Origin of the sequence: Clostridioides sp. ZZV14-6009, assembly GCF_020658095.1 — a bacterium.
Classification (GTDB): domain Bacteria; phylum Bacillota; class Clostridia; order Peptostreptococcales; family Peptostreptococcaceae; genus Clostridioides.
The window spans coordinates 312446-335866 of sequence record NZ_JAGWDG010000001.1 but is presented as its reverse complement, the minus strand read 5'-3'; the positions used below and the strand labels follow the sequence as shown (position 1 = coordinate 335866).

20 protein-coding genes are annotated in these 23421 nt (G+C 29.6%); 7 read left to right on the top strand and 13 right to left on the bottom strand.

What is annotated here, in order from left to right:
• The first annotated feature begins 16 nt into the window (after positions 1–16).
• From KGF36_RS01465 to KGF36_RS01455, 3 genes are read left to right on the top strand one after another with little or no spacing between them, the layout of a single operon-like run.
• The gene (locus KGF36_RS01465) at positions 17–226 is read left to right on the top strand and encodes a spore coat associated protein CotJA (RefSeq protein ID WP_227828252.1); all 210 of its coding nucleotides are present in this window, start codon (positions 17–19) and stop codon (positions 224–226) included.
• Positions 226–492, top strand: a complete 267-nt coding sequence (locus KGF36_RS01460; protein WP_021385274.1) for a spore coat protein CotJB — start codon at positions 226–228, stop codon at positions 490–492. Before KGF36_RS01465 ends, KGF36_RS01460 begins: the two co-directional genes overlap by 1 nt.
• Before the next feature lie 28 nt (positions 493–520).
• Complete coding sequence (locus KGF36_RS01455; protein WP_227828251.1) at positions 521–1093, top strand: manganese catalase family protein; 573 nt, start codon at positions 521–523, stop codon at positions 1091–1093.
• Between the two features lie 256 nt (positions 1094–1349).
• Here KGF36_RS01455 and KGF36_RS01450 read toward each other — a convergent pair whose 3' ends face one another.
• Positions 1350–2540, bottom strand: a complete 1191-nt coding sequence (locus KGF36_RS01450) for a C40 family peptidase (protein ID WP_227828250.1) — start codon at positions 2538–2540, stop codon at positions 1350–1352.
• 261 nt (positions 2541–2801) lie between these two features.
• Positions 2802–3233 (bottom strand): dUTP diphosphatase, encoded by a 432-nt coding sequence (gene dut, locus KGF36_RS01445; RefSeq protein ID WP_227828249.1) that lies wholly within the window; start codon positions 3231–3233, stop codon positions 2802–2804.
• A gap of 112 nt (positions 3234–3345) precedes the next feature.
• Between dut and KGF36_RS01440 the strand changes: the two genes are divergently transcribed.
• Positions 3346–5586, top strand: coding sequence for a type IA DNA topoisomerase (locus KGF36_RS01440; protein WP_227828248.1), 2241 nt, complete (start codon positions 3346–3348; stop codon positions 5584–5586).
• Positions 5587–5701: 115 nt separating this feature from the next.
• Here the strand turns inward: KGF36_RS01440 and KGF36_RS01435 are convergent, their stop codons facing one another.
• Entirely contained in the window at positions 5702–6187 is a 486-nt protein-coding gene (locus KGF36_RS01435; protein ID WP_227828247.1) for a MarR family winged helix-turn-helix transcriptional regulator, read from the bottom strand.
• Between the two features lie 254 nt (positions 6188–6441).
• On the opposite strand from KGF36_RS01435, the gene KGF36_RS01430 reads away from it, so the two are divergent.
• The 3 genes from KGF36_RS01430 to KGF36_RS01420 are packed head-to-tail and all read left to right on the top strand — an operon-like array spanning position 6442 to position 12140.
• Positions 6442–7665 carry an efflux RND transporter periplasmic adaptor subunit gene (locus KGF36_RS01430; RefSeq protein ID WP_227828246.1) on the top strand — a complete coding sequence of 408 codons (1224 nt, stop codon included), beginning with the start codon at positions 6442–6444 and terminating at the stop codon, positions 7663–7665.
• 4 nt (positions 7666–7669) lie between these two features.
• Complete coding sequence (locus KGF36_RS01425) at positions 7670–10801, top strand: efflux RND transporter permease subunit (RefSeq protein WP_227828245.1); 3132 nt, start codon at positions 7670–7672, stop codon at positions 10799–10801.
• A 22-nt stretch (positions 10802–10823) separates the two neighbouring features.
• A complete protein-coding gene (locus tag KGF36_RS01420; protein ID WP_227828244.1) occupies positions 10824–12140 on the top strand; it encodes a TolC family protein in 1317 nt (438 codons plus the stop codon).
• Positions 12141–12305: 165 nt separating this feature from the next.
• On the opposite strand, the gene KGF36_RS01415 is transcribed toward KGF36_RS01420, so the two are convergent.
• The 10 genes from KGF36_RS01415 to KGF36_RS01370 form a co-directional block, all read right to left on the bottom strand.
• Complete coding sequence (locus tag KGF36_RS01415) at positions 12306–12551, bottom strand: hypothetical protein (RefSeq protein WP_227432629.1); 246 nt, start codon at positions 12549–12551, stop codon at positions 12306–12308.
• Between the two features lie 229 nt (positions 12552–12780).
• Complete coding sequence (gene ppdK / locus KGF36_RS01410) at positions 12781–15408, bottom strand: pyruvate, phosphate dikinase (RefSeq protein ID WP_227828243.1); 2628 nt, start codon at positions 15406–15408, stop codon at positions 12781–12783.
• Between the two features lie 63 nt (positions 15409–15471).
• A complete protein-coding gene (locus KGF36_RS01405; RefSeq protein WP_227432627.1) occupies positions 15472–16314 on the bottom strand; it encodes a pyruvate, water dikinase regulatory protein in 843 nt (280 codons plus the stop codon).
• Between the two features lie 6 nt (positions 16315–16320).
• Positions 16321–16959: a helix-turn-helix transcriptional regulator gene (locus tag KGF36_RS01400; RefSeq protein WP_227828242.1), complete on the bottom strand. Its 639-nt coding sequence runs from the start codon at positions 16957–16959 to the stop codon at positions 16321–16323.
• Positions 16960–17418: 459 nt separating this feature from the next.
• Positions 17419–18711 carry an NAD(P)H-dependent oxidoreductase gene (locus KGF36_RS01395; protein WP_227432625.1) on the bottom strand — a complete coding sequence of 431 codons (1293 nt, stop codon included), beginning with the start codon at positions 18709–18711 and terminating at the stop codon, positions 17419–17421.
• Positions 18712–18749: 38 nt separating this feature from the next.
• Entirely contained in the window at positions 18750–19106 is a 357-nt protein-coding gene (locus tag KGF36_RS01390; protein ID WP_227828241.1) for a PTS glucitol/sorbitol transporter subunit IIA, read from the bottom strand.
• Between the two features lie 28 nt (positions 19107–19134).
• Positions 19135–19494, bottom strand: coding sequence for a transcriptional regulator GutM (locus KGF36_RS01385; protein WP_227828240.1), 360 nt, complete (start codon positions 19492–19494; stop codon positions 19135–19137).
• 50 nt (positions 19495–19544) lie between these two features.
• Positions 19545–21518, bottom strand: a complete 1974-nt coding sequence (locus tag KGF36_RS01380; protein WP_227828239.1) for a BglG family transcription antiterminator — start codon at positions 21516–21518, stop codon at positions 19545–19547.
• Positions 21519–21738: 220 nt separating this feature from the next.
• Positions 21739–22752, bottom strand: a complete 1014-nt coding sequence (locus tag KGF36_RS01375; protein ID WP_227828238.1) for a PTS glucitol/sorbitol transporter subunit IIB — start codon at positions 22750–22752, stop codon at positions 21739–21741.
• A gap of 12 nt (positions 22753–22764) precedes the next feature.
• Positions 22765–23310: a PTS glucitol/sorbitol transporter subunit IIC gene (locus KGF36_RS01370; protein ID WP_227828237.1), complete on the bottom strand. Its 546-nt coding sequence runs from the start codon at positions 23308–23310 to the stop codon at positions 22765–22767.
• Positions 23311–23421: the final 111 nt, after the last annotated feature.

The following is a 23421-nucleotide window of genomic DNA, read 5'->3' as shown; positions in this document are numbered from 1 at the left end:
CAAGGAGGTTTTCATCTTGGAAAATAAAACTAGAGACATTAAAAAAAATTGTGGTTCATCTTTGGCTAGACCATATGTTAATAATCAAATTTTCACAGAAATGTACTGCCTTTCTGATGCATTAAAATTTGGAACTATATTTCCAGAACTAAATTTATTAGAATCTGAAATGTACAACAAAGAATTATATGCTAAGCCAAAAAAATTAAGAGGAGGTAGAAGATAATGAAAGATTCATCTAGAGCTGAACTTATGAGAAAAATTCAGGAAACATCTTTTGCATGTGTTGATATGAACTTATATTTAGACACTCATCCTGATGATAAAAATGCTATCAACACTTACAATTCATTGTGTAACCAATTTGCACAGGCTAGATATGCTTACGAAAATAAATATGGTCCTTTAACTAACTTTGGGTATGCTCCAAGTAGATGCCCTTGGCAATGGGCTGAGCAACCTTGGCCTTGGGACAGAGAATTTAATTATTAGACATCAAGTATTGGAGGATTGAAAATTCATGTGGATATATCAAAAAACTTTACAACACCCAGTTAATATAAAAACTTGTGACCCAAGAATGGCTAAGTTTCTTATAACTCAGTTTGGCGGACCAAATGGAGAACTTGCTGCATCTTTGAGATATTTAAGTCAAAGATATACAATGCCTACTGGTAATATGCGTGCACTTTTAACAGATATTGGTACAGAAGAACTAGCTCACGTTGAGCTTATATGTACTATGGTTTATCAGTTAACTTCTGATGTGACTCCAGAAGAATTAAAAGCTGCTGGCCTTGGCTCAAACTATGCACAAAATGGATATGGAATTTATCCAACAGATTCAAATGGAGTTCCATTTGATGTAAGACCTATCGCGGTTATGTCAAATCCTGTAACTGATTTACATGAAGATATGGCTGCTGAACAAAAAGCACTTGCAACATATTATCAACTTATAAACTTAACAGATGATGTTGATGTTATAAATGTACTAAAATTCTTAGGTCAAAGAGAAATAATTCACTATCAAAGATTTGGTGAAGCTTTAATGGATGCTTATGACTTAGAAGAATCTCAAAAAATATTCTAAAATTCTTCTTTATATATAAAACTACAACGATTTACTAACTTACTCTTTTAGCTTAAATCCGCTTAAAGATATAAAAAACTATAAAGAACTGTCCATTTTCTATACGCAGATAGAATAAATAAACAACAAAAAGCAGGTACTAAATCAACAGTAATATAGATAGTAATCTACAATACTATTGACATCATACCTGCTTTTATTTTATAAGCAATAAAGAAATATCTATTTGTAAAGTTTTATAATTAAATCTAAATGATTATAAAACTCTTCTTGCATTTACATATCTACTTGAATAGTAACTACTATTTATACTAGATATTGTTACCTTTTTTGATGAACCTGAAGATGCGTGTATCATCTCTCCATTTCCCATATATATTCCAACATGACTTACAGAACCATTATTTGAGCCTTCTGTATCAAAGAATATTAAATCTCCACTTCTAAGGTCTCCTCTATTTACATATGCTCCATACTTACTTTGGTCTCTAGATACTCTTGGTATACTAACTCCAGCAGATTTTTTCATAACATATTGTGTGAATCCAGAACAGTCAAAACTATTTGGACCTTCTGCTCCCCATACATATGGTTTTCCAAGTAGTGTCTTTGCAAAGCTTATTACACTATCAGCTCCCTGACTTGGAGAATTAGTTGAATCAGATGGACTTGAAGTATCAACAGAACCTTTTTCTGCAAGATATTGACTTGATACATATCCTGTTTGGTCATCATGATTTACTTTTGTCCATCCTCCATTTTCAGAAATACTTCCAACTTCAGTACCATAACTTAATGTAGCCACTTTAGAGTGTCCTGTTCCTGGTCCTGTTCTAAGGTTTAATGATTTTGCTGTTACAACTTTTGTATCCTTTACAAGATTACTTGAACTGTTTCCAGAATTTCCACTTGTAGAATCACTTAAGTTAGTTCCTAAATATTTACTTGAAACATAACCTACTCTACCATTAGAACTTATTTTTGACCATCCATTTGACTCAGATATGTATCCAACTTCAGTACCATATCCCAAAGTAGATATTTTAGAACTTCCTGTACTTGGACCTGTTCTAAAATTTAATCCCTTTGCTGTAACAACTTTTGTTGATTTTACTGAAGCATCATTACTTTCATTACTATTTCCTAGGCTATTTATTGATACATAGTTTTCATGTACATAACCTGTATTCCCATTATATTTAACTTTTACCCAAGAACCATCTTTTCCTATGTACTCAACTTTATCACCTTTGTAGAACTTTCCTATAGATGCATTATTTGTACCTGGTCCTTTTCTAAAATTTACTGCATTCCCTGTTATTGTTCTACTTTCTACAGTTGAACTTTCTATTTCAGACTCATTAGCATATGCTAAATTCCCCATTGTAGGCATTATTATCGCGGTAGCCATTATACTGGCTGCTACTCTCTTTTGATTAAAATTCATAACTTTCCACTCATCTCCTCTTTTCTAGTAGATTTATTTTTTATTTCTAACATAAAAGAAATAACTGACACTATTTTTGAATATCAATTATTTCTTTTATATTAATATTATTACAAACTTGTAACTATTTGTCTATAGTAATAATTCTATACCATAAATTACCATAAATATTTTTTAATCATAAAGAGCTTAAAACTCAGTTATATAGCCAATCTATATCTTATTAAATAATTTTATATTTTTTAACTTTTTTGTAACTTTTTAGAATCCTGTTGAACCAAATCCACCTTTTCCTCTTTCAGAATCACTTAATTCTTTAACTTCTTCTATATTAATCTCGTATATAGGTTTTACTACCATTTGAGCAATCTTCATATGTTTTTCAACTTTAAAATCATTTTTTCCATGATTTATTAATATGATTTTAAGCTCTCCTCTATATCCTTCATCAATAGTTCCTGGTGTATTTAACACAGTAATTGAATGTTTTAAAGCAAGTCCACTTCTAGGTCTCACTTGTGCTTCTGTCATAGCAGGAAGTTCTATACATATTCCAGTTTTAATAAGTTTAGTCTCTCCAGAAGGTATTACAACCTCCTCTATAGAATACAAATCCATACCCGCATCACCTTTGTGAGCAAAATTAGGTATTATAGCGTCGTCATTTAATTTTTTTACTTTTAAATTGTACATTTTATATCTCCTTTCAATTTCCTATAAATATTATAACTTAAATTTCAGCCTCTTGAAGTTTTTTATTTTTTTGTGGTAATATAATTATTAGTGTTTTAAAGGAGGATTTTTTATGAAACTTGTACTTGCTGAGAAGCCATCCGTTGCAAAAACTATAGCATCATTTTTAGGTGCAAAGACTAGACAAGATGGTTACTTTGAAGGAAATGATTATATAATTACTTATGCAGTTGGACACTTAGTATCATTATATGATATGAAAGATTATGATAAAGATAAGTATTCTGGCTCTTGGAAAATGAATAATTTTCCATTTGTGCCTGAAAATAAGTTTAAATTCAAAATTGATAGTTCTAAAACTAAACAATTCAATACTGTAAAAAAACTTTTAAACAGAAAAGATGTGGAATATGTAATAAATGCCACTGATAATGACAGAGAGGGAGAACTTATAGCATTTTTAATATTTTTACTTGCAAAAAATAAAAAACCAGTAAAAAGAATCTTGGTAAATGAATGGACTCCAGAAGACATTACAAGGGGTATAAAAAACTTAAAAGATGAAGATGAAATGAGAAATCTTCAAGCTGCTGGATATACAAGACTTATTACTGATTGGCTAATTGGAATAAACTTCACTTCTGTTGCTACATTAAAATATGGAAATGGAAAATTATTAAATATAGGTAGAGTAATTCTTCCAACAGTCAAATTAGTCTATGATAGGGATATGGAAATACTGAATTTTGTTCCCAAAACTTATTATGAGGTAGAGGGTCATTTTAAAGCTGAAAATGGTGAATATAAAGGTAAATATATTAAAGGTAAAGAAAGTAAATTTGATACACTTGAAGATGCAAATAAAATCATAGCTTCAATTACATCTCAAACTGGCAAAATACTAGATAAAAAAGTTACTATGTCAAAAGAGTATGCACCAAAACTTTTTAGTTTAACATCACTTCAAGGATATATAACTTCTAAGTACTCTAATTTTACCTCTGATAAAGTTTTAAATGTCTGTCAATCTCTTTATGAAGGTAATGGTAAGGGTGGGTATATAACTTATCCAAGAACCGATTCTATTTTTTTAGAAGAAAGTTTAGCTTCAAAGGCTTCTCAAACCTTAGAAAAATTAAAAGTTGGTCTTGAATATGAAAATAAAATTAAATTTTCTAAAACAAAAAGGGTCTTTGATTCATCTAAGGTAGATTCGCATAGTGCTATAATTCCTACTTATATAATACCCAAAAATTTATCTAAAGATGAGCAATTGGTTTATGATGCTATAAAAGATAGATTTATAGCAAATTTTATGCCTCCTGCTGAATATGAGAACACAGAAATTAAAACTAAAGTAGATGATTGCACTTTTTTAACAAAAGGAAAAGTACTTAAATCAAAGGGATACCTTGAGGTATATAATAAGGAAGAAAAAAACGATTTACTTCCATTTGTAAACAAAGATGATATTGTTGATGTCTTAGAGATAAAGCCATTAACTAAACAAACAACACCCCCTAAATCATATACTGAAGATACACTTTTAAAAGCTATGAAAAATTGTGGTAAAAATGTACCTGAAGAAGATACAACTGTACTTTCAGGATATTCAATAGGAACATCAGCCACACGTGCCGATGTACTAAAAAAAATAAGTCAGGTTGGCTATGTAAAGAAAAAAGGCAAATCTTACTTTATAACAGACCTTGGAAAAAATTTAGTTGAAATTTTTCCTGTTAAGGACTTATTTGATGTGGACTACACTGGTAAACTTGAAAAAAGTTTAAGTGATATTCAAAAAGGTAAATACACTAGAAAAGAATATCTTACTCATATTATTAGTTTTATATATCAAAATGTTAATATCATAAAGCAGGATGCTTCAAAAAATATAAATACAGAGGCTTATACTTTTGATTCAAAAACTAAAAAATTTACTAAGGTAAAAGCAAAAGATTCAAAAAATAGCTCAAAAAAAAGTTTGACTGATTCTGAAAAGGAAATTGCTGTATCAAAGGATACAGATATTAAAAAAGAAAATAAAACTAATAATGAAAATACTTCTCTTGGTAAATGTCCTATTTGTCAAGGTGATGTCCTTGAGTTTGATAAAGGATTTGCTTGTAAAAATCATAAAGAGTGTAAGTTCGTTATTTGGAAAAATGACAAATACTTAAGTCTCTACAAAAAGAAAGTTAATAAAACTATGGTCAAAAATATTTTAAAAAAAGGTGAGACCAAGGTAAAATCTTTAACTTCTAAAAATGGAAATAAATTTGATGCTACATTAAAATACAACAAAAATCCAGATACTGGCTACTTCAACTGGAAAATAGAATTTGAGAATTAAATAATATTCATAAAAGCAGAAATAGCAGTAGTATAATATTAGATATATTATACTACTGCTATTTCTGCTTTGTGTAAAAATTCAACTTTATAATGATAGCTTCTCCTATGTACATTTAAACTAATTTTTTTACTATTTCTGATAGTTTAAGTGTATGTTCATCTAATAAAGTTAGCTCTTCATCAGAAAGATTTGATAGTTTTTTTACTATAGACTCTTTAAGAATAGATTGTACAATATCAAATAATTCAAATGCTTTATCTGTCAATTCAACTCTAAGAACTCTTCTGTCTTTTGGGTCAGGAAATTTATTTACTAAATCATGCTCTACCAATCTATCAATAATTGGTGTCATATTTGATTTTAATATTCCTAAATTAGAAGCTATTTGAGAAATTGATGATGAGTTTGATGTCATAAGATAAAGAATTACCTTTGCATGTGATGGAGCCATTGGACATTCTCCAAAATACTCTTTCATCATATCTGAGTTGTTTTGAAATTTTTTTAACAAATCGTTTTCTTTGAATATATTATTTTGAAGTACAAATAAAAAGTCTAAAAAAGAGTCCGCTATTTTAAGTATATTATCGTTATCCATATTTGTAACATCCCTTCAATAAATACTGTAATAAAATATTCATTCTCTATTATATATATTATAAATTATAAACTATTAATAAATTTAAAACAAGAAAAAGTTATTGACTCATAATAATTATAAATTTATAATCAAATTAGAGAATTATAAAATGCCAAAAAAGGGAAGTTTTTTAATTAGCCTAAAACTAAACTTAAATTATAAGACACTTTAAATTCTACAACAAGCTAGTGTAAAATATAATAGGAGGATATATGAAAAGATATTTAGTAGTTTTTTTAATGTGTAGTTCACTGTTCTTAGTTGGATGTGGAAAAACAGATGAACCTGAACCAGAAAAACCTATAGCAGTCTCTGTTCAAAAGGCAGTAGGTGGAGAAATAGAAAATACAAATGCTTTCTCAGGAACTACAAAAGTTAAAGATGAGACATCAGTTACTGCTCAAACTGCTGGCACAGTTCAAGAAGTTTATGTAAAACTTGGGCAAAATGTAAGAAAAGGTGATGATTTATTGAGTATAACCAGTGAAGATCTAGAAAACAGTGTAAAACAGTCTAAAGCATCACTGGATTTAGCAAAAGCAAGTTATGCAAGTGCCACTGGAGGTGCATTAGAAGCTCAAGTAAATCAAGCAAAAACAGCTCTTGATAGCGCAAAACTTCAATATGATGAATCTCAAAGAAATTATGACAATAATAAGGTTCTTTACGAGCAGGAAGTAATTAGTTTAGACCAATTTAAAAAAATAGAAGTTGCTTTAGAGCAATCAAAACAACAACTAGATTCTGCACAAAGGGCATACAATACAGCAACTTCAAAAAGTATACCTCAAGCTAAATCACTTGCTAAAAAACAACTTGACCAAGCTCAAGTATCATATAATTTAGCAATGAGTAACTTAGATAAGTTGACATTAAAAGCTCCAGTAGATGGAACAATCACAGCCAAAAACTTTGACTCAAAAGAGATGATAACACAATCACAACCAGCTTTTGTTATTTCTAATCCTAATATATTAGAAGTAGACTTAAATGTAGCAGAAGCAGATATAGCTAAATTTAAAAAAGATGGCAATGTAGATGTTGTCATTGAAGATCAAAGAGTTTTAGGAAAGATAGATTATGTTCCCTCAGTAGTTGACCCTCAGACATCTTTATATCCTGTTAAAATACTTGTTACTAATACTAACAACAAATTTAAGGCAGGAATGTCTGCACAAGTAAACTTAAGTGTTGAAAAAGAAAATGGAGCTGTTACAGTACCTAAAAAAGCAATATTTGAAGAAAATGGAAAAAAATATGTATACATAGCAACTAAGGATAACATAGCAAAGAAAACATTAGTTCAAACTGGAATTGTAACAGAGGATAAAATAGCAATCAAAAGTGGTGTAAGTGAAAAAGATACAGTGGTTATTGGAGGGATAAGTCTTATTTCTGATGGAACTAAGATATTTCCTGTAGAAAAGGAGAAATAGTATTATGAATTTAACACATACTTCCGTTAAGCGTCCTCTCACAATCATAATGGTCTTCTTAGTTTTAATAGTTTTTGGTGGTATTGGATATAAAAAAATGTCAATAAATCTAATGCCTGATATAGAAATACCTGTTGTAATGGTTATGACTACTTGGACAGGTGCAGGTCCTCAGGACGTTGATGAACAAGTTAGCCAAAAAGTTGATGAAAGTTTATCAGCTGTTTCAAATGTAAACTCTACTATATCAAGTTCACAAGAAAGTGTTTCTATGGTCGTAGCTCAATTTGAATTTGGAACCAACTTGGATGAAATAATGAACGATGTTAGGTCTAAAGTAGATGCATTACAAACTAGCTTGCCAGATGATGCAGCTAAGCCAACAGTACTAAAATTAGATATGAATGCACAAGCTATAGGTCAGCTTGTTATATCTGGTGGAAACAATAATGCACAAGCACTAAGAAAATACGCTGAAGATGTAATTCAGCCTAAAATAGAATCTATAGATGGTACTACATCAGCAGACATTAAAGGTGGAGAAAAAGCTCAAGTTAATGTAATAGCTGACCCATCAGTTCTTTCAAATTATGGAGTTAGTTTGTCAACTATAAAAGGTATTTTATCATCTAGTAATAAAACATTCCCTTATGGTTCAATTACTCAAGGTGAGGATAAGATAGTCTTAAGATCAATTGATAAATTAGAATCTTTAGATGATATAAAACAGATTCAAATTCCTGTAAAAGGAGGAAACACAGTTAACTTAGATACTCTTTGTAGTGTAGATTATGGATTTGCAGACAAAGATAGTATTTATAGATACAATGGAAAAAGCAGTTTAGTAATAGATATTTCTAAGCAACAAGATGCAAATACTGTAAAAGTTATGCAAGATGCATATAAATATGTAGATGAATTGAATAAAGAAAACCCACAATTTAAAATTAAAATTGCTAATGATACAAGTGCTTACATAAGCGAATCAATAAACAGTGTAATGAGCAATTTACTTATAAGTGCAGTTATTGCGTTTATAGTAATCTTTGCTTTCTTAAAAAGCGTAAGGGCTTCATTAGTTGTTGCAGTTGCAATACCAATTTCTATAATAGGAGCAATAGCTGTTCTCTATTTTACAGGTGAAAGTTTAAACCTTATCACTGCAAGTTCATTGGTAATTTCAGTTGGTATGGTTGTTGATAATGCTACAGTTGTAATTGAAAACATATTTAAATACAGGAAAAGTGGCCGTTTGAGTATTGATGATTGTGCTATTGAAGGTACAAGAACTGTTACCAATGCAATATTAGCATCAACATTGACCACTATAGCTATCTTCTTACCTATTATGTTTACAGAAGGTATAGCCAAAATAACATTTGGGGCTTTAGGTAAAACACTTATAGCTTCCCTAGCCTTCTCTTTTATAGGCGCAATTACTCTTGTTCCTAGTGTATTTGCAAAACTAAGTAGAGGTAAAAGTAGTGAAAAAATGAAGGAAAAAGATAGCCCTATATTTGATAAGGTAAGTGAAGGATATAAAAGATTACTAAGTGTATGTTTAAGACATCAGAAATTAGTAGTAATATCAAGTTTACTTATATTTGTAGCTTCTCTATTTGGAATGAGCTTTATAGGTATGGACTTTATGCCTGCAGCAGATAAAGGAGAATTGGCTATTTCTATAGAACTTCCAAAGGGTCTTAGCTTAGAGGCTAATGATTATTATGTGTCTATGACAGAGAAAAAAGTTTCAGATATTCCAGAAGTCAAGACATTAATAACAAGTTTGACATCAGACTCAAATAATAATGGTGCAAATATAGCAATTGAATTGGAATCTCAAAAAAATAGAAAGAGAACTACTGATGAAATAGAAAAAGAAATAATTGATAGAGTTGCTACTGTTCCAGATTGTAAAATAAATGTAAGTCAAAATAGTAGTGTTATGGGCGGAACTTCAGGAGCAGACTTCACATTAGAGATGAAGGGCCCTGATTTGGATGTATTAAAGATATTAGGAAAAGAAGTTGAAAAAGAATTCAGTTCTATAAAAGGATTTAGAAATGTAGAGACTTCTCTTGCAGATACAACACAAGAAGCTCAATTTACAATAGACAAACATAGGGCTCAAGAATACGGTGTAAATACAGCAGAAATTGCAGGATTATTACGTACTGCAATAAATGGTGATTCAGTCACTACTGCCACTATTGATGACTATAAAGTCGATGTAAATCTAAAGTTTAAAGCAGATAGTATTGATAATCTAGAGGATATAAAACAGTTAAAAGTAAATTCTGCGACTGGAAATGAAGTACCTCTTGGAGCTTTCTCAGACATAAAAATGGTAGATGGTTTACAGTCTATATCAAGAACTGATGGTGATTTTTCTGTAAATATAACTGCAACACTTGATAATTTAGATGCTGGTACTGCTACAAAATTAGCATTAGAAAAAACTAACAAGATGCTAATCCCTAAAGACTACTCTATTGGTGTTGGTGGAGAAACAGAAATGATGAATGAATCTATGGCCAGTCTTGGATTCTCAATGGTTATAGCCATAGCACTTGTTTATATGGTAATGGTAGCCCAATTTGAATCATTTAGTAAACCATTTATAATAATGTTCTGTGTTCCATTTGCATTTGTTGGAGTTGTACTTTCTCTTTTGGTAACTGGTCAAAGTTTAAGTACTGTAGGTATGTTAGGTATAATCTTACTTATTGGTATCGTTGTTAACAATGGTATAGTTCTTATTGACTACATAGAGCAACTTAGAAAAGCAAATCGTAGCAATGATTTAATTGGATTGGTTTCAATTGGTTGTGCTGCAAGACTAAGACCCGTTTTAATGACAACAGCAACAACAATCTTAGGTATGTTACCAACAGCATTATCTCTTGGTGAAGGTGGAGAAACAATGCAACCACTAGCCGTAGTTATAATGGGTGGTCTTACTGTATCTACACTAATAACCCTAGTACTTATCCCTACTATATATTTAATATTTGATAAGTGGGAAAATAAGTTTTCAGATAAGATGCCTAAAATATTTGGTAAAATAACAGATAAAATAGGAGATGTAAAAGGAAAGATATTCAAAAAACCAAAATTAAAAGCTAAAATTTAAATATAAATGGAGGGCGATTGTATTGAATAAAAAAGTTAGTAAAATAATTGCAATTGGATGTGGTGTTGGTATAATAACAGCTAATTTAATGCCAGCCTATGCAAATGATAATACTTCTTCTATAAATAAAGTTGATAATGCTACCTTAAGTGACTCGACTAAAAGAACAGCTGAAAAAGAACTTTTAACTGCTAGGGATGCTGTTAGTGCTGCACTTAAAAATAGCGAAAAATTAAAGATGAAATCAGAAGAAATAAAAATGTTAAAAGAAAAACTAGAAGTACAGGATGAATTTGATAGTTTTACTGGAAGCGATAACTCATTTCCATATGACCAAATTGGACTTCTTAAAAATCAAAGCGAACAGGCCAAATATTTTATGGAAGACCAAATAGCTAATGATATTACTAATAAGTACAATGACTTAGTCTCAAGAGAAAATGAGTTAGATAAAATAAAAAATAATCTTGAGATAAAAGCTAAAGAAATTAAAGATATGAAACTAAAAAAGGATTTAGGTCTAGTGACATCATTAGAAACTGAATCAGCTGAGCTTGAACTTCAGACATTGCAAAATAATCAAAAAGCTAAACTTCAAGAACTAAAAAACAATCAAGATTATTTTAAGTTGTTGACTAATATAAATTTAGACAACTATCAATTAGATAAAGAATACCGTTTTGAGTCTTTTAGAGTGGGTGGTTCAGTTGATTCATACATGGAAGGTAAGGTTAATGAATACTTAAAGTATGACCAATTGATTTTAGAACGTACAGAAGAAAGTTTTAATGATGATGATGAAAATAAGGCAGATTTACCAGATAGACCTAACCTTACAAGACCAGTTGCTCCTACAAAACCAGAACAAGGTAGTCTAACTGATGATGAATATAAGGTTCTTATGGAGAAATATGCAAAAGATTTAGAGCAATATAAAATAGATGTTGCTGAGTATAACAACGAAAGACAGACTTATGCTGCTGGACTTACTACATATGCAAATTATCTTCAACAAAAATATAATACTGAAAATGGCTTAGTTACACTAGAGGATAGTAAAAAAGCTCTAAAAAAAGGCTTGATTGATAGCTATGCACAATTACTTGCTTTAGAAGATACAATTGGAACAACTAAAAAACAGCTTGAATTATCGGAAAAACAATTAAAAAATACTAAGTTAAGATATGATTTAGGATTGATTACTCTAACTGACTATAAAAAACAAGTAGTAAGCAATGAAGATGCCAAAAATAGCTATGATACACTTATTGTAAACTACAATTCATTAAAAAATGGTATAGAAAAACCTTGGATACTTAGTGATGGAAGTAAAAAGTAATACTGTTGTATAGAAACATTTATTTACTAAAATAAATTTGCTCAATAAAATAGAAAAAGAGTTGGCTTATTATTAGTTCAACTCTTTTTCTATTTACTAAAATATCATTGATTCTAAGAACACATATATTCTTCACCACAAAATAAAGTCTAAAGCTGAATTTAATTACTTTTTATCAAATGTTTCATCTATTTTACATCTGACCATGTTAACAAATTCTGAAATATTATATCCTTTCAGCTTACATCCACATTTAGGACAATAGTCTAACTTCCTAGATACTAATGCTCTACAGCTAGGTTCTGGGCATCTCATTTTAAGACTCTCTTCTACTACTTTAAATCCACATCGTGGGCATATACTACCTGGACGTGATGATACTTCTTTTCCACATTTAGGACACTTTGTCAACTTTATCCCCTCCAGTAAACTCAATTTAATTATTAGTTGAAATTTCTCTCTTACAATAATATATGCAACATAATTAAATAACGTTTCACCTACTATAATATAAATTATATTTTTTATAATAATATAAAATAAAAATCCCCTATACTCAATTTACAAATACTCTATTTGATACATTGATGTATAGGGGATATAATATTTTAGTTTAATTATATATATTTATAATATATTATTATCTAGGATTTTTTATAGATGCTTGAGCTGCTGCAAGTCTAGCAATTGGCACTCTAAATGGTGAACAAGATACATAGTTAAGTCCTACACTATAACAGAACTCCACTGAAGATGGTTCTCCACCATGCTCTCCACATATTCCTAGTTTTAATTCTGGTTTAACTTCTCTACCTAATTTAGCTCCCATCTTAACTAACTTACCAACACCATTTTGGTCTAGTACTTGGAATGGGTCTTTTTCTAATATTTCTTCATCTACATATTGGCCTAAGAATTTACCAGCATCATCTCTTGAATATCCAAATGCCATTTGAGTTAAGTCGTTAGTACCAAAACTGAAGAAGTCTGCTTCTTGTGCTATTTCATCAGCTGTTAAACAAGCTCTAGGTATTTCTATCATAGTACCTACAGTATAAGGAACTTCTACTCCTTCTTCTTTTATTATAGCATCAACAGTTTCCACTATCATTTTTCTTATTATCTTTAACTCATTTACTTCTCCAACTAATGGAACCATTATTTCTGGAGATACTTTAACACCTGCTCTTATTGCTTCTATAGCACCTTGTATTATTGCCTTAGATTGCATTACACATATTTCAGGATAAGTTATTGCAAGTCTACATCCTCTGTGTCCAAGCATTGGGTTAAATTCATCTAAGTCAACTATTCTCTTCTTAATATCACTTACTTTTATTCCCATAGATTTTGAAAGCTCTTCTATAGTTTCATCATCATGAGGTAAGAATTCATGTAGCGGTGGGTCTAGTAATCTTATATTAACTGGCTTTCCATCCATAACTTTGAATAACTCTACAAAATCTTCTCTTTGCATTGGTAATATTTTTTCAAGAGCTTTTTCTCTTTGCTCTACTGTATTAGATAATATCATTTCCCTAACTGCTGGTAATCTGTCTTCATCAAAGAACATATGCTCAGTTCTACATAAACCTATACCTTCAGCACCAAATTCTATAGCTGCACGAGCATCTCTAGGATTATCTGCGTTAGTTCTAACCATCATACATTTATGCTTATCTACCCATTGCATTAGTTTTTCAAAGTTTCCAGTTAAAGAAACTTCTGTTTTCTTAACATCTCCTAAGTAAACATTTCCTGTAGAACCATCTATAGAAATGTACTCTCCTTCTTTTATAACTATATCATCAAGAGCTCTTACTTCTTTGTTAAACTCATCAACTTTTATTTCTCCACATCCAGCAACACAACATTTACCCATACCTCTAGCAACAACTGCTGCATGTGATGTCATTCCACCTCTAGCTGTAAGAATTCCTTCAGCCTTAACCATACCTTCTATATCTTCTGGAGATGTTTCTAGTCTAACTAAAACTACTTTTTCTCCCTTTTCATTTGCTTTTACTACATCATCAGCATTGAAGTAAACTCTACCACTTGCTGCACCTGGTGATGCTGGTAAACCTTTTGCTATAACTTTAGCTTCTTTTAAAGCTTTATCTTCAAATTTTGGATGTAATAACTGGTCTAATTGATTAGGCTCAATTCTCATTATAGCTTCTTTTTCATCTATTATTCCAGCTTCAACTAAATCAACTACTACATTTATTGCTGCTGCTGCTGTTCTTTTACCATTTCTAGTTTGTAATATATATAATCTTTCATTTTCTATAGTAAACTCTATATCTTGCATATCTTTATAGTGACCTTCAAGTATATGAGTAATTTTTACGAATTCATCAAATACAGCTGGCATTACTTCAGCAAGAGTTGATATATTTTGAGGAGTTCTTATACCTGCAACAACATCTTCACCTTGAGCATTCATTAAGAATTCACCAAACAATTTATTTTCTCCTGTAGCTGGATTTCTAGTAAATGCAACACCTGTACCACTAGTTTCTCCCATATTACCAAATACCATTGATTGAATATTTACTGCTGTTCCTAAATTATGAGCTATATCATTCAATCTACGGTATACGATTGCACGAGGGTTATTCCATGATCTAAACACTGCCTCTATAGCAAGCATTAATTGCTCTTTTGGGTCTTGTGGAAAATCACTTTTTATTTCTTTTTTGTATATTGCCTTAAATTCTTTTACTATTTCTTTTAAGTCATCAGTTGTAAGTTCTGTATCAACTGTGTATCCTTTTGCCTCTTTTACTCTATCTAGTACATTTTCAAATTTGTATTTTGGCACTTCCATAGCAACATCAGAAAACATTTGTATGAATCTTCTGTAACTATCATATGCAAATCTTTCATTTTGTGTAGCTTCTGCTAGACCAATGACACTATTGTCATTAAGACCTAAGTTAAGTATTGTATCCATCATTCCTGGCATAGAGAATACTGCACCAGAACGAACTGATACTAATAGTGGGTTCTTATTACATCCTAATGTTTTGTTTAAATCTTTTTCTAAAGTAGCTAAATGTGCTTCTATTTCTTTTATTATTTCTGCTCTTATACTTTCATTATTAACATAGTAGTCATTACATGCCTCTGTTGTTATAGTGAACCCAGGAGGGACAGGTAAGCCTATCTTAGTCATTTCTGCTAAATTGGCACCTTTACCTCCTAGTAAAGATTTCATGTCTTTGCTTCCTTCACCAAAACTATAAACATACTTAGTTTCCATTGTTAAATCCCCCATTAATCTTTTTTATTTTAATTTATATCATTTTTATTATTAGACATTTTATTAAATTTCTATTTCTTTATATATTTTTAGACCATTTTCTTTCATTATGTCTAAAATTATACCTGCAGTTTCTTCAATTGCTTTATTTGAAACATTTATTACTGGGCATCCAATTTTCTTCATTATCTCTTCTGAATAGTCTAACTCTTGAAGTATTCTTTCTAAGTTAGCATAATTAGCTTTACTAGATAGCCCTAAAGCTTTTAATCTTTGAGTTCTTATTTCATTCAACTTTTCAGGTGAATTAGTAAGACCTATTATCTTCTTAGTTTCTATTTCAAATACTTCTTTAGGAATTGGTATTTCTGGAACTAATGGTACATTAGCTACTTTTATATTTTTATTAGCTAAATACATACTTAAAGGGGTTTTAGATGTTCTTGATATTCCCACTAAAATTATGTCTGCTTGAAGAACTCCTCTAGGGTCCTTTCCATCATCATATTTTACTGCAAATTCTATAGCCTCAACTCTCTTAAAGTAAGATTCATCTAATTTTCTGATTATACCAGCTTCTCTTTTAGGTTTTCTTCCAGTTCTTTTACTTATTTCTCTTAATATATCAGTCATCAAGTCTATACAACTAAGACCTTCTCTTTCGCAATATCTTTCAACAATACTGCATAATTCTTCATCAACTAATGTATATACAATCAAAGCGTTTTCAGCTTTTGCATTTTCTAACGTTTCAAGTAATACTCCCTTATTAATCATATATGGAAATCTTTTTATTTCATAAGTTTCATTTACATAAAATTGTGACATACATGCTTTTGCAACTTGTTGTGCAGTCTCCCCTACTGAGTCTGATACTGCATATATAATTAGGTTTTTCACCAGCATACCTCCTTAATTGTCAACTATTTCTAAAAATAGCTTAGTTATGTTGGTTTTTGATATTCTCCCAACAACCTTCATATGATTTTTGTCTTCTTCTTTATATTCAACAATTGGAATCGAATCTACTTCATGTTCTATTATTTTTTTTGAAGCCAATAAAACACTCGCTCCCTTATTCAAAGTAACTACGTTTGGGGTTCTTGTCATTATCATACCTATTGGCATCTTATTTATATCAGAACCTCCTATAGTTGCTTTTAATAAGTCCTTTCTAGAGACAACTCCACATAATTCTTCATTTTCATCTATAATAACTATACTCCCTACATCAGATAAAAACATAGTGACTATTACATCATATATACTTTCATCTTTCTTAGCTAGTACAGGCATGCTCATTATATCTTCTACTGTTTTTTCTTTTATACTTTTACCAATTAGATTAATTTCACTAACTCCTGAATAAAAATATCCAACTTTTGGTCTTGCATCTAGTATTCCTGTCATTGTTAATATAGCTAAATCAGATCTAAGTGTAGCACGAGTCACATTCAAGCTGGAGGCAATACTTTCACTCGTTATTGGTTCATTTTCCTTAACTATATCTATTATTTTTAGTTGTCTTTCATTAAGCTGAATAATAATCACCTTCTTTCATTGTGCTATACTTTTTATCTTTTTGTATCTTATATAGTATATTATATAACTATATATACCATTCTGTAAACAGATTTTTTACTGAATACGATATATTTTTTACTAAGTTCTTTTGCTTAAAGATATTTATTATATATTAATGGGGGATATTTCTTTAATTAATAGAACTATATTAGTATTACAGTTAATATTATAATACATAATTGGCTAATTTAATTCATTTTATATTAAAATTTTTAATTATATTGTCTTAAATATGAATATAAAATTGCAGAATTAATTTAAATTAAACCTACTAGTAAGATTTGCAACTGTAAACAAACTATAAAATAAGATTTAGTAAAACACCCTCTCAAAAAATATAAAAAAATTTAAAAGGGCTGATTTTAAAATAACCATCAACCCTCTTTTAAATAACATCATCTATATTATATTATTCTGCAATAAATTTTATCCAAATATTTTTTCTTGTAATTGTCTTAAATGATATAAAGTAGTATCTTTTTCTATCTCTACCATATCATATGTTATAACTTCACCCTTTTTAATATCTTTAATAACCTTAGTCTTTTTACTAATTAAACCAATAGGCACAGCATTCATTTCTTTTGCAACATCATATTTTTCTATAGTACCATAGCATGTATATGCACCATATCCATCCATATACTCACCTTTTTTCAAGTCTTTCTTAGCTATAGTCATAACTTCTGCAACTAATCCAGCTTTAGGCACTATTGTAGCCTTATGCTCTAAAACTGCCATTGCTGCTGATAAAGGAGTTTCTAAACTGCATAAATGATATGGTCTATATAATATGTAATTAGGTCCATCACCCATACTTAAGTATTTTAATTCATCATTAACTGCTTTTAATTTATGAGCAACTACAACGAAAACACCAGGTGCTATACCATTTACAAAATCAACTACACCATAATTATCTAATACTCCACCCTCGCTCTTTAATGCATATTTCTTAGGTACTTCATTAACTGTAGCTTCAATACCATGTCCACCTCTTACATCAGGTACAAATCCAGTTGCATTACACATTAAAGCCATTTCTACCATTGTTTTAGTACCTTCTTTAAAAGAAGCTATCATATGAGGTGAAGCTCCTTTTCTTTCTGCTTCTTCTTTAACAGTATCAGGATTACAGTCTAAATCTAATTTATTGTTTTTACCTTTACCTACTACTCTAACTTCAAATCCCATTGCATCTGCAAAATCAAATAGACCCATTACTGCCCCTGGTTCATCTCCTGCAGAACCTGTAAATATTACTCCTGCGTCATCTGCTAATTTTTTAAGTATTGGCCCAACAACACAATCAGTTTCAGCGTTTAACATTACTATGTGTTTTTTATTTAAAATAGCATTTAGTGCTATTTCTGCACCAATTGCAATACCTCCTGTTGCATCTATAACTACATCTATTGACTTTGTTTTACAAGCTACAAGAAAGTCATTACATGTTAATACTTTTCCTTCTTGTAATTTTAATTCTGCATCTGTTTCATTTGTTACATTATCTATAATTTCTTCTTCTATACCTGCATCAGTAAATGCTTTACGAGCTAATTCTAGATTTATATCTACAACAATAGATGCTTCCATTCCTTTCATATTTGCCATTTGACTTACCATTCCATTACCCATATGACCAGCACCTATAAGAGCTACTTTTATTTTTTTACCTTCTTCTTCTAACTTTGCAAGTTTTCTGTTTAAATCTAACATATCAATTCCTCCTGTTATAATAATTTTATTTTTTCAAATTAATAAATAGTTATTAAATCTCCAATCTTTATATCTGGTTTTCCAATTTCTACATGTATTTCTCCAGGTAAATTTACTTTATCTTCTCCATCAAATTTAATTGTACAGTGACCAATTTCTCTAAGAGTATTTTGAGCAATATCACCAACTGAAACTATACAATAATCTCGATTTCCTATTGTAAGTGTATCCCCTATTTCAACATCACTTTTTAATGTTGATATTGAATGAATTACAGATATATCTTTCAAATCTTCATCATTAATAGTTTCATTGTATATAATAAGACAGTTGCTTTCATTTATTAATTCTTCAACTAAACTGCCTATCCCACTTATCTTAACTTCATATTTCATGATATCCCTCCTGATAATTTATATTAGATTAATTAAAAGAAATATTTATTTTTTCTTTTATAAATTTTATAGCTTGTACAATACTTTCTTCATCTTTAAATTTTTGCTCTGCACTATATATATCTAATCCTTTTATATCTTCAATCTCTTTAAACTTAGCCATTACTGTGCGACCTTTTAAAATTTCTCCACACTTTATAAATCCCTCTGAATCTGAAGATATAATAGCTATACTTCCTTTAGAAAAATAACTTTTCTTTTTTCCTGTAGACACTATATCGCCCATTTTTTTAGCTTTATTTAAAGCTTTGAAATATAGTTTATTTTGTTTCATTACAAATAAAGTATTTAAAACATAAACAACAAATAAAATTATAAGTAGTTTCATATTTACACACCTTTCATAAATTAATTTGTTTTTTAAATCCTATACAAAACCTATATAATATTCTCAATCAATACTTTTTTAAATTCTACAAAGCTTCTACATTTACTTATCTTATTTGTTAATTTTACATTTTGTCCTATTTTTAAAACTTCTTCATAAATCTTTACCAATAAATCTGAATCCACCTTGTCCTCACATGGAAACATCGTCATAAGTATTATTTTTATACTTCTATTTGCATAAACTATTGGCTCTTCTAAAATCCCAACTGCCATTAAAAATTTATCTGACTTTTCATTTACAGCATGAGGAAATAACAAACCTTTATCAAAAACTGTAGGAGATTTTTCTTCTCTTTTGATTATATTTTTTCTAAAATTATCATCAATACATCCTAAATCCATAAGATTGTCCATCATTTTCTCTAAGGAAGCAAGTATCGTTTTTTCATTTAATATCATAAAGTTATTTTCATTTAATAAATTATTTATTAGTAAATTTGGAGAATCAGTAGTATCTATGTTGCCTTCTCTTAGGCATAATACTGTTTTTAATTCTTCCCTCAATTTATTTTCATCAAATATTGTATTGATTTTTAATACTATTGTATTTATATTTGATGTATCTAAATCAATAGTTGTAAAAACTATATCGTATTCATCTAAATTAATATTTCTCAAGTTAAAACTTGAAAGAGTATCAATTTTAGGATTATTTCCTATCAACTTTTCAACTCTTATTTTTAATAGTTTTGCTGTTCCAAGACCTGTCCCACATATAATTGCTATTTTCTTAATTGAATAAAATCTACTACTATTTCTTTCTAAATATCCACTGAAATGAATTGCTATATAACCAATTTCATCCTCTGAGACTTCTAGATTATATTTTTTCTCTATTACTTTTCCTGCTATTTGTGCCAGCTTAAATGGAAGTATATAGTTTTGTTTGATTTCTTCTAACAAGACATTTTTTAATTTTATATTAAATAATAGCCTATTTAGTGTAAAACTAAGATGATATCCAAGTCCTACCCTTAATTCATCCTCATTTATAAAAATACCCATATCAACATATATCTGATTAAATATGCTTTCCATTAAATCATCAATATTTTTATTAATTCTACTACTATTTAAAGCGCATTCTGATGCTGGTGCATTTCCACTTACTAATGGTATAGTTAAATAAATAATTTCTTCATCATTTAAAATATGTTCAAATTTTTCTGATAAAATATTCTTTATTTCCCTAGCAATAAGATACTCATCATATGACTTAAGTAAATCAAATTTTACATCGTACTCTTTTATTATCTTCTGTTCTTTTACTCTATACATCAAAACTACTATATAATTAAAAATTTCTCTGAGCATTTCATCTGTAACATAAAAATTATTATTTTTAAATAAAGTCAATAATTCTTCTTCTAAATTTACAATTTCTTCTTTTTTAATACATTTAAAGTACTTAGAATTATTTAAATCTTTTCTTGAGTCTTTATACAACTGATTTAATATAAGTAACCTAATATCAAGTTCACTGCCATGTAATTTCATTCCTGTATTTTGCTTTTTTACTAAATTCAAATTATAAGAATTTAATACCTTTTCTACATATTGAAAGTCATTTACCAAGGTAGTTCTTCCTATACACATCTCATCTGCTAGACTATCCAGTGTAATAAATCCATCTAGTTCTATCAAATAATTTAGTATAAACTCTGCCCTATCTTCCTTTGAATTTAATGAAAATACACTTTTTTTATTCACATCAATAATCTTATTGAGTATTCGCTTATCTTTTATCTCTAATTTATAGCCTTGACCTTTTATATATTTTATTATTGCTATGTCACTTCCTAAATCTTTATTCAATTGCTTTATATATGTTCTTACACTTCTAGTTGTAACATTCAATTCGTCTGCTATTGAATTAATACTTACAAACTCTTTTTTACTACACATAATCAATATCTTAAATATTTTGCGGTCAATAGAAGGAATTTTCTCAGTTACATTCATTTTGTATCTCCTCCTTGATTTCATTCTAGTACAAACTTGAAACCAAATTAATACATAAAATTTCACTTTGCTAGAGGAAAATTTAGTATTAATCTAAATCAATAATCACTCCTAATTAATAATACAAAAGCTAGTCTTTCATTAACTAAAATTTTGACTAGCTTAAGTTTGTATTTACAATTTTATTAATCAAGTTTAAATCTTATAGTAATGTTAAATACTATCTCAATGCAAATACTGCGACTCCATACGCAATAATGACAGATATTGGCCCAGTTATTAAACGAGAGTAAAATAATGCTGGTACACCATATTCCACGGTTTCTGGTTCTGCTTCTCCTAAACTTAATCCTACTGGGACAAAGTCACAACCAGCTTGCCCATTTATTGCAAATAAAGCAGGAAGTGCTAAATATGCTGGTATTGCACCAAGACCAATTTGTGTTCCTACAAGAGTACCTACTACCTGTGCTATAACTGCTCCAGGGCCTAATATAGGTGATAAAAATGGAAGTGTACAAATTATTGATATAACTAACAAGCCACCAATATTTCCTGCAAGTGGTGATATTACCTTTGCAATCCAATCACCTAACCCAGATGCCAATATAATTCCCATAAGCATACTTACAAATGCCATAAATGGTATTACGTTATTCATTATCATTTGGATAGTATCTCTACCTGCATCATAAAACTTTGATACTACCTGTCCTGCTCCTTGTCCAATAGAAAGTATTATGTTTTTCTTCGCATATTCTTCTTGAGCTTTTGATTTTACTTCATTATAATTATCAGGCTTTCTAATAGAGCTTTGGCTTTCATTTTTATTTTCTTGAGATTTTTTTGGTGTTTCTTCCCCATCTACAATACTTATGCAATTAGTATTAACATCTGATACATAGTATTCTTCAGTTATAAATTTTGCTAAAGGGCCTGTTTTTCCCACTGGATTTACATTAATTGTAGGTATTTTCTTCTTTGGATAAACCCCACATCTTGCTGTTCCCCCACAATCAATAATAACTACTGCCACCTCTTCATCAGGAATTCCAGTTTTAAATCCATCTATAACCTCACAATCCAATAATTCTTTTATTTTTAATGTCACTTCATGAATACCACCAGCAGTCATTGACAATATTTTATTTCTAGTTGCTTCTTTTTTTATGTACAAAGGTCCTCCCCAACCAGAAGTTCCCTTTTCTATTTTTAATATTCTATTTTCATCCATTTTAAATCCCTCCTAAGCCTTATTTGTTACTTTATTTTTTCTTGTTAAAAATGCATACATTTTTTCTGTTACTACACCTCTTATAAAAATCACAATTAGACCAACTATAAAATACCATAATGCTAATGTAGTTGTTTCCTTACCTAATGTAGTTAAACCTGCTGAAATACCTAGCCATACAAAAAGTTCTCCTGCATTTGCATGTGGGAAAAGTCCTGTAATTGGATGTACAAATGAAACAGCTGCATCATAAAATCCTGCTTTATGTTCCTCTTTTAGAAATCTACCAAATGTATAACACATAGGATTTCCTAAGAAAAATACTGACACTAATGGAAGTAAAGTATACCTTGTAAAAGCATTTCTTCCAAGTTTAGAAGCCCATTTATTTACTCTTTCTTCACCAACTATTTTAATCAATGAGTTAATAGCTACCATTAAAACAATTAAGGTTGGAAGAGTGCCTGAAATAAGACCTACAAATTGTTCTCCTCCCTTTTGAAATAAACCAATAAACCACTCTGCACCTTTACTTAGACCTGTAATAACGTTTTCCATAAGATTATAACCTCCCTATAATTTCTTTAAATTTTTAATTTGATTAACCAGCTTTAATTCTACAAATTACATTCTTTTTCTGTAAGATATACTATTATTATAAATGTTTTT

Excerpts from the sequence above, each read along its gene's own strand:
- KGF36_RS01380 (WP_227828239.1), bottom strand. The coding sequence starts at position 21,518 with ATGAATGTAACTGAGAAAATTCCTTCTATTGACCGCAAAATATTTAAG.
- KGF36_RS01455 (WP_227828251.1), top strand. The coding sequence starts at position 521 with ATGTGGATATATCAAAAAACTTTACAACACCCAGTTAATATAAAAACT.
- KGF36_RS01460 (WP_021385274.1), top strand. The coding sequence starts at position 226 with ATGAAAGATTCATCTAGAGCTGAACTTATGAGAAAAATTCAGGAAACA.
- KGF36_RS01440 (WP_227828248.1), top strand. The coding sequence starts at position 3,346 with ATGAAACTTGTACTTGCTGAGAAGCCATCCGTTGCAAAAACTATAGCA.
- KGF36_RS01450 (WP_227828250.1), bottom strand. The coding sequence starts at position 2,540 with ATGAATTTTAATCAAAAGAGAGTAGCAGCCAGTATAATGGCTACCGCG.
- ppdK (WP_227828243.1), bottom strand. The coding sequence starts at position 15,408 with ATGGAAACTAAGTATGTTTATAGTTTTGGTGAAGGAAGCAAAGACATG.
- KGF36_RS01375 (WP_227828238.1), bottom strand. The coding sequence starts at position 22,752 with ATGGATGAAAATAGAATATTAAAAATAGAAAAGGGAACTTCTGGTTGG.
- KGF36_RS01435 (WP_227828247.1), bottom strand. The coding sequence starts at position 6,187 with ATGGATAACGATAATATACTTAAAATAGCGGACTCTTTTTTAGACTTT.
- KGF36_RS01425 (WP_227828245.1), top strand. The coding sequence starts at position 7,670 with ATGAATTTAACACATACTTCCGTTAAGCGTCCTCTCACAATCATAATG.
- dut (WP_227828249.1), bottom strand. The coding sequence starts at position 3,233 with ATGTACAATTTAAAAGTAAAAAAATTAAATGACGACGCTATAATACCT.
- KGF36_RS01385 (WP_227828240.1), bottom strand. The coding sequence starts at position 19,494 with ATGAAACTACTTATAATTTTATTTGTTGTTTATGTTTTAAATACTTTA.
- KGF36_RS01370 (WP_227828237.1), bottom strand. The coding sequence starts at position 23,310 with ATGGAAAACGTTATTACAGGTCTAAGTAAAGGTGCAGAGTGGTTTATT.
- KGF36_RS01395 (WP_227432625.1), bottom strand. The coding sequence starts at position 18,711 with ATGTTAGATTTAAACAGAAAACTTGCAAAGTTAGAAGAAGAAGGTAAA.
- KGF36_RS01390 (WP_227828241.1), bottom strand. The coding sequence starts at position 19,106 with ATGAAATATGAAGTTAAGATAAGTGGGATAGGCAGTTTAGTTGAAGAA.
- KGF36_RS01405 (WP_227432627.1), bottom strand. The coding sequence starts at position 16,314 with ATGCTGGTGAAAAACCTAATTATATATGCAGTATCAGACTCAGTAGGG.
- KGF36_RS01430 (WP_227828246.1), top strand. The coding sequence starts at position 6,442 with ATGAAAAGATATTTAGTAGTTTTTTTAATGTGTAGTTCACTGTTCTTA.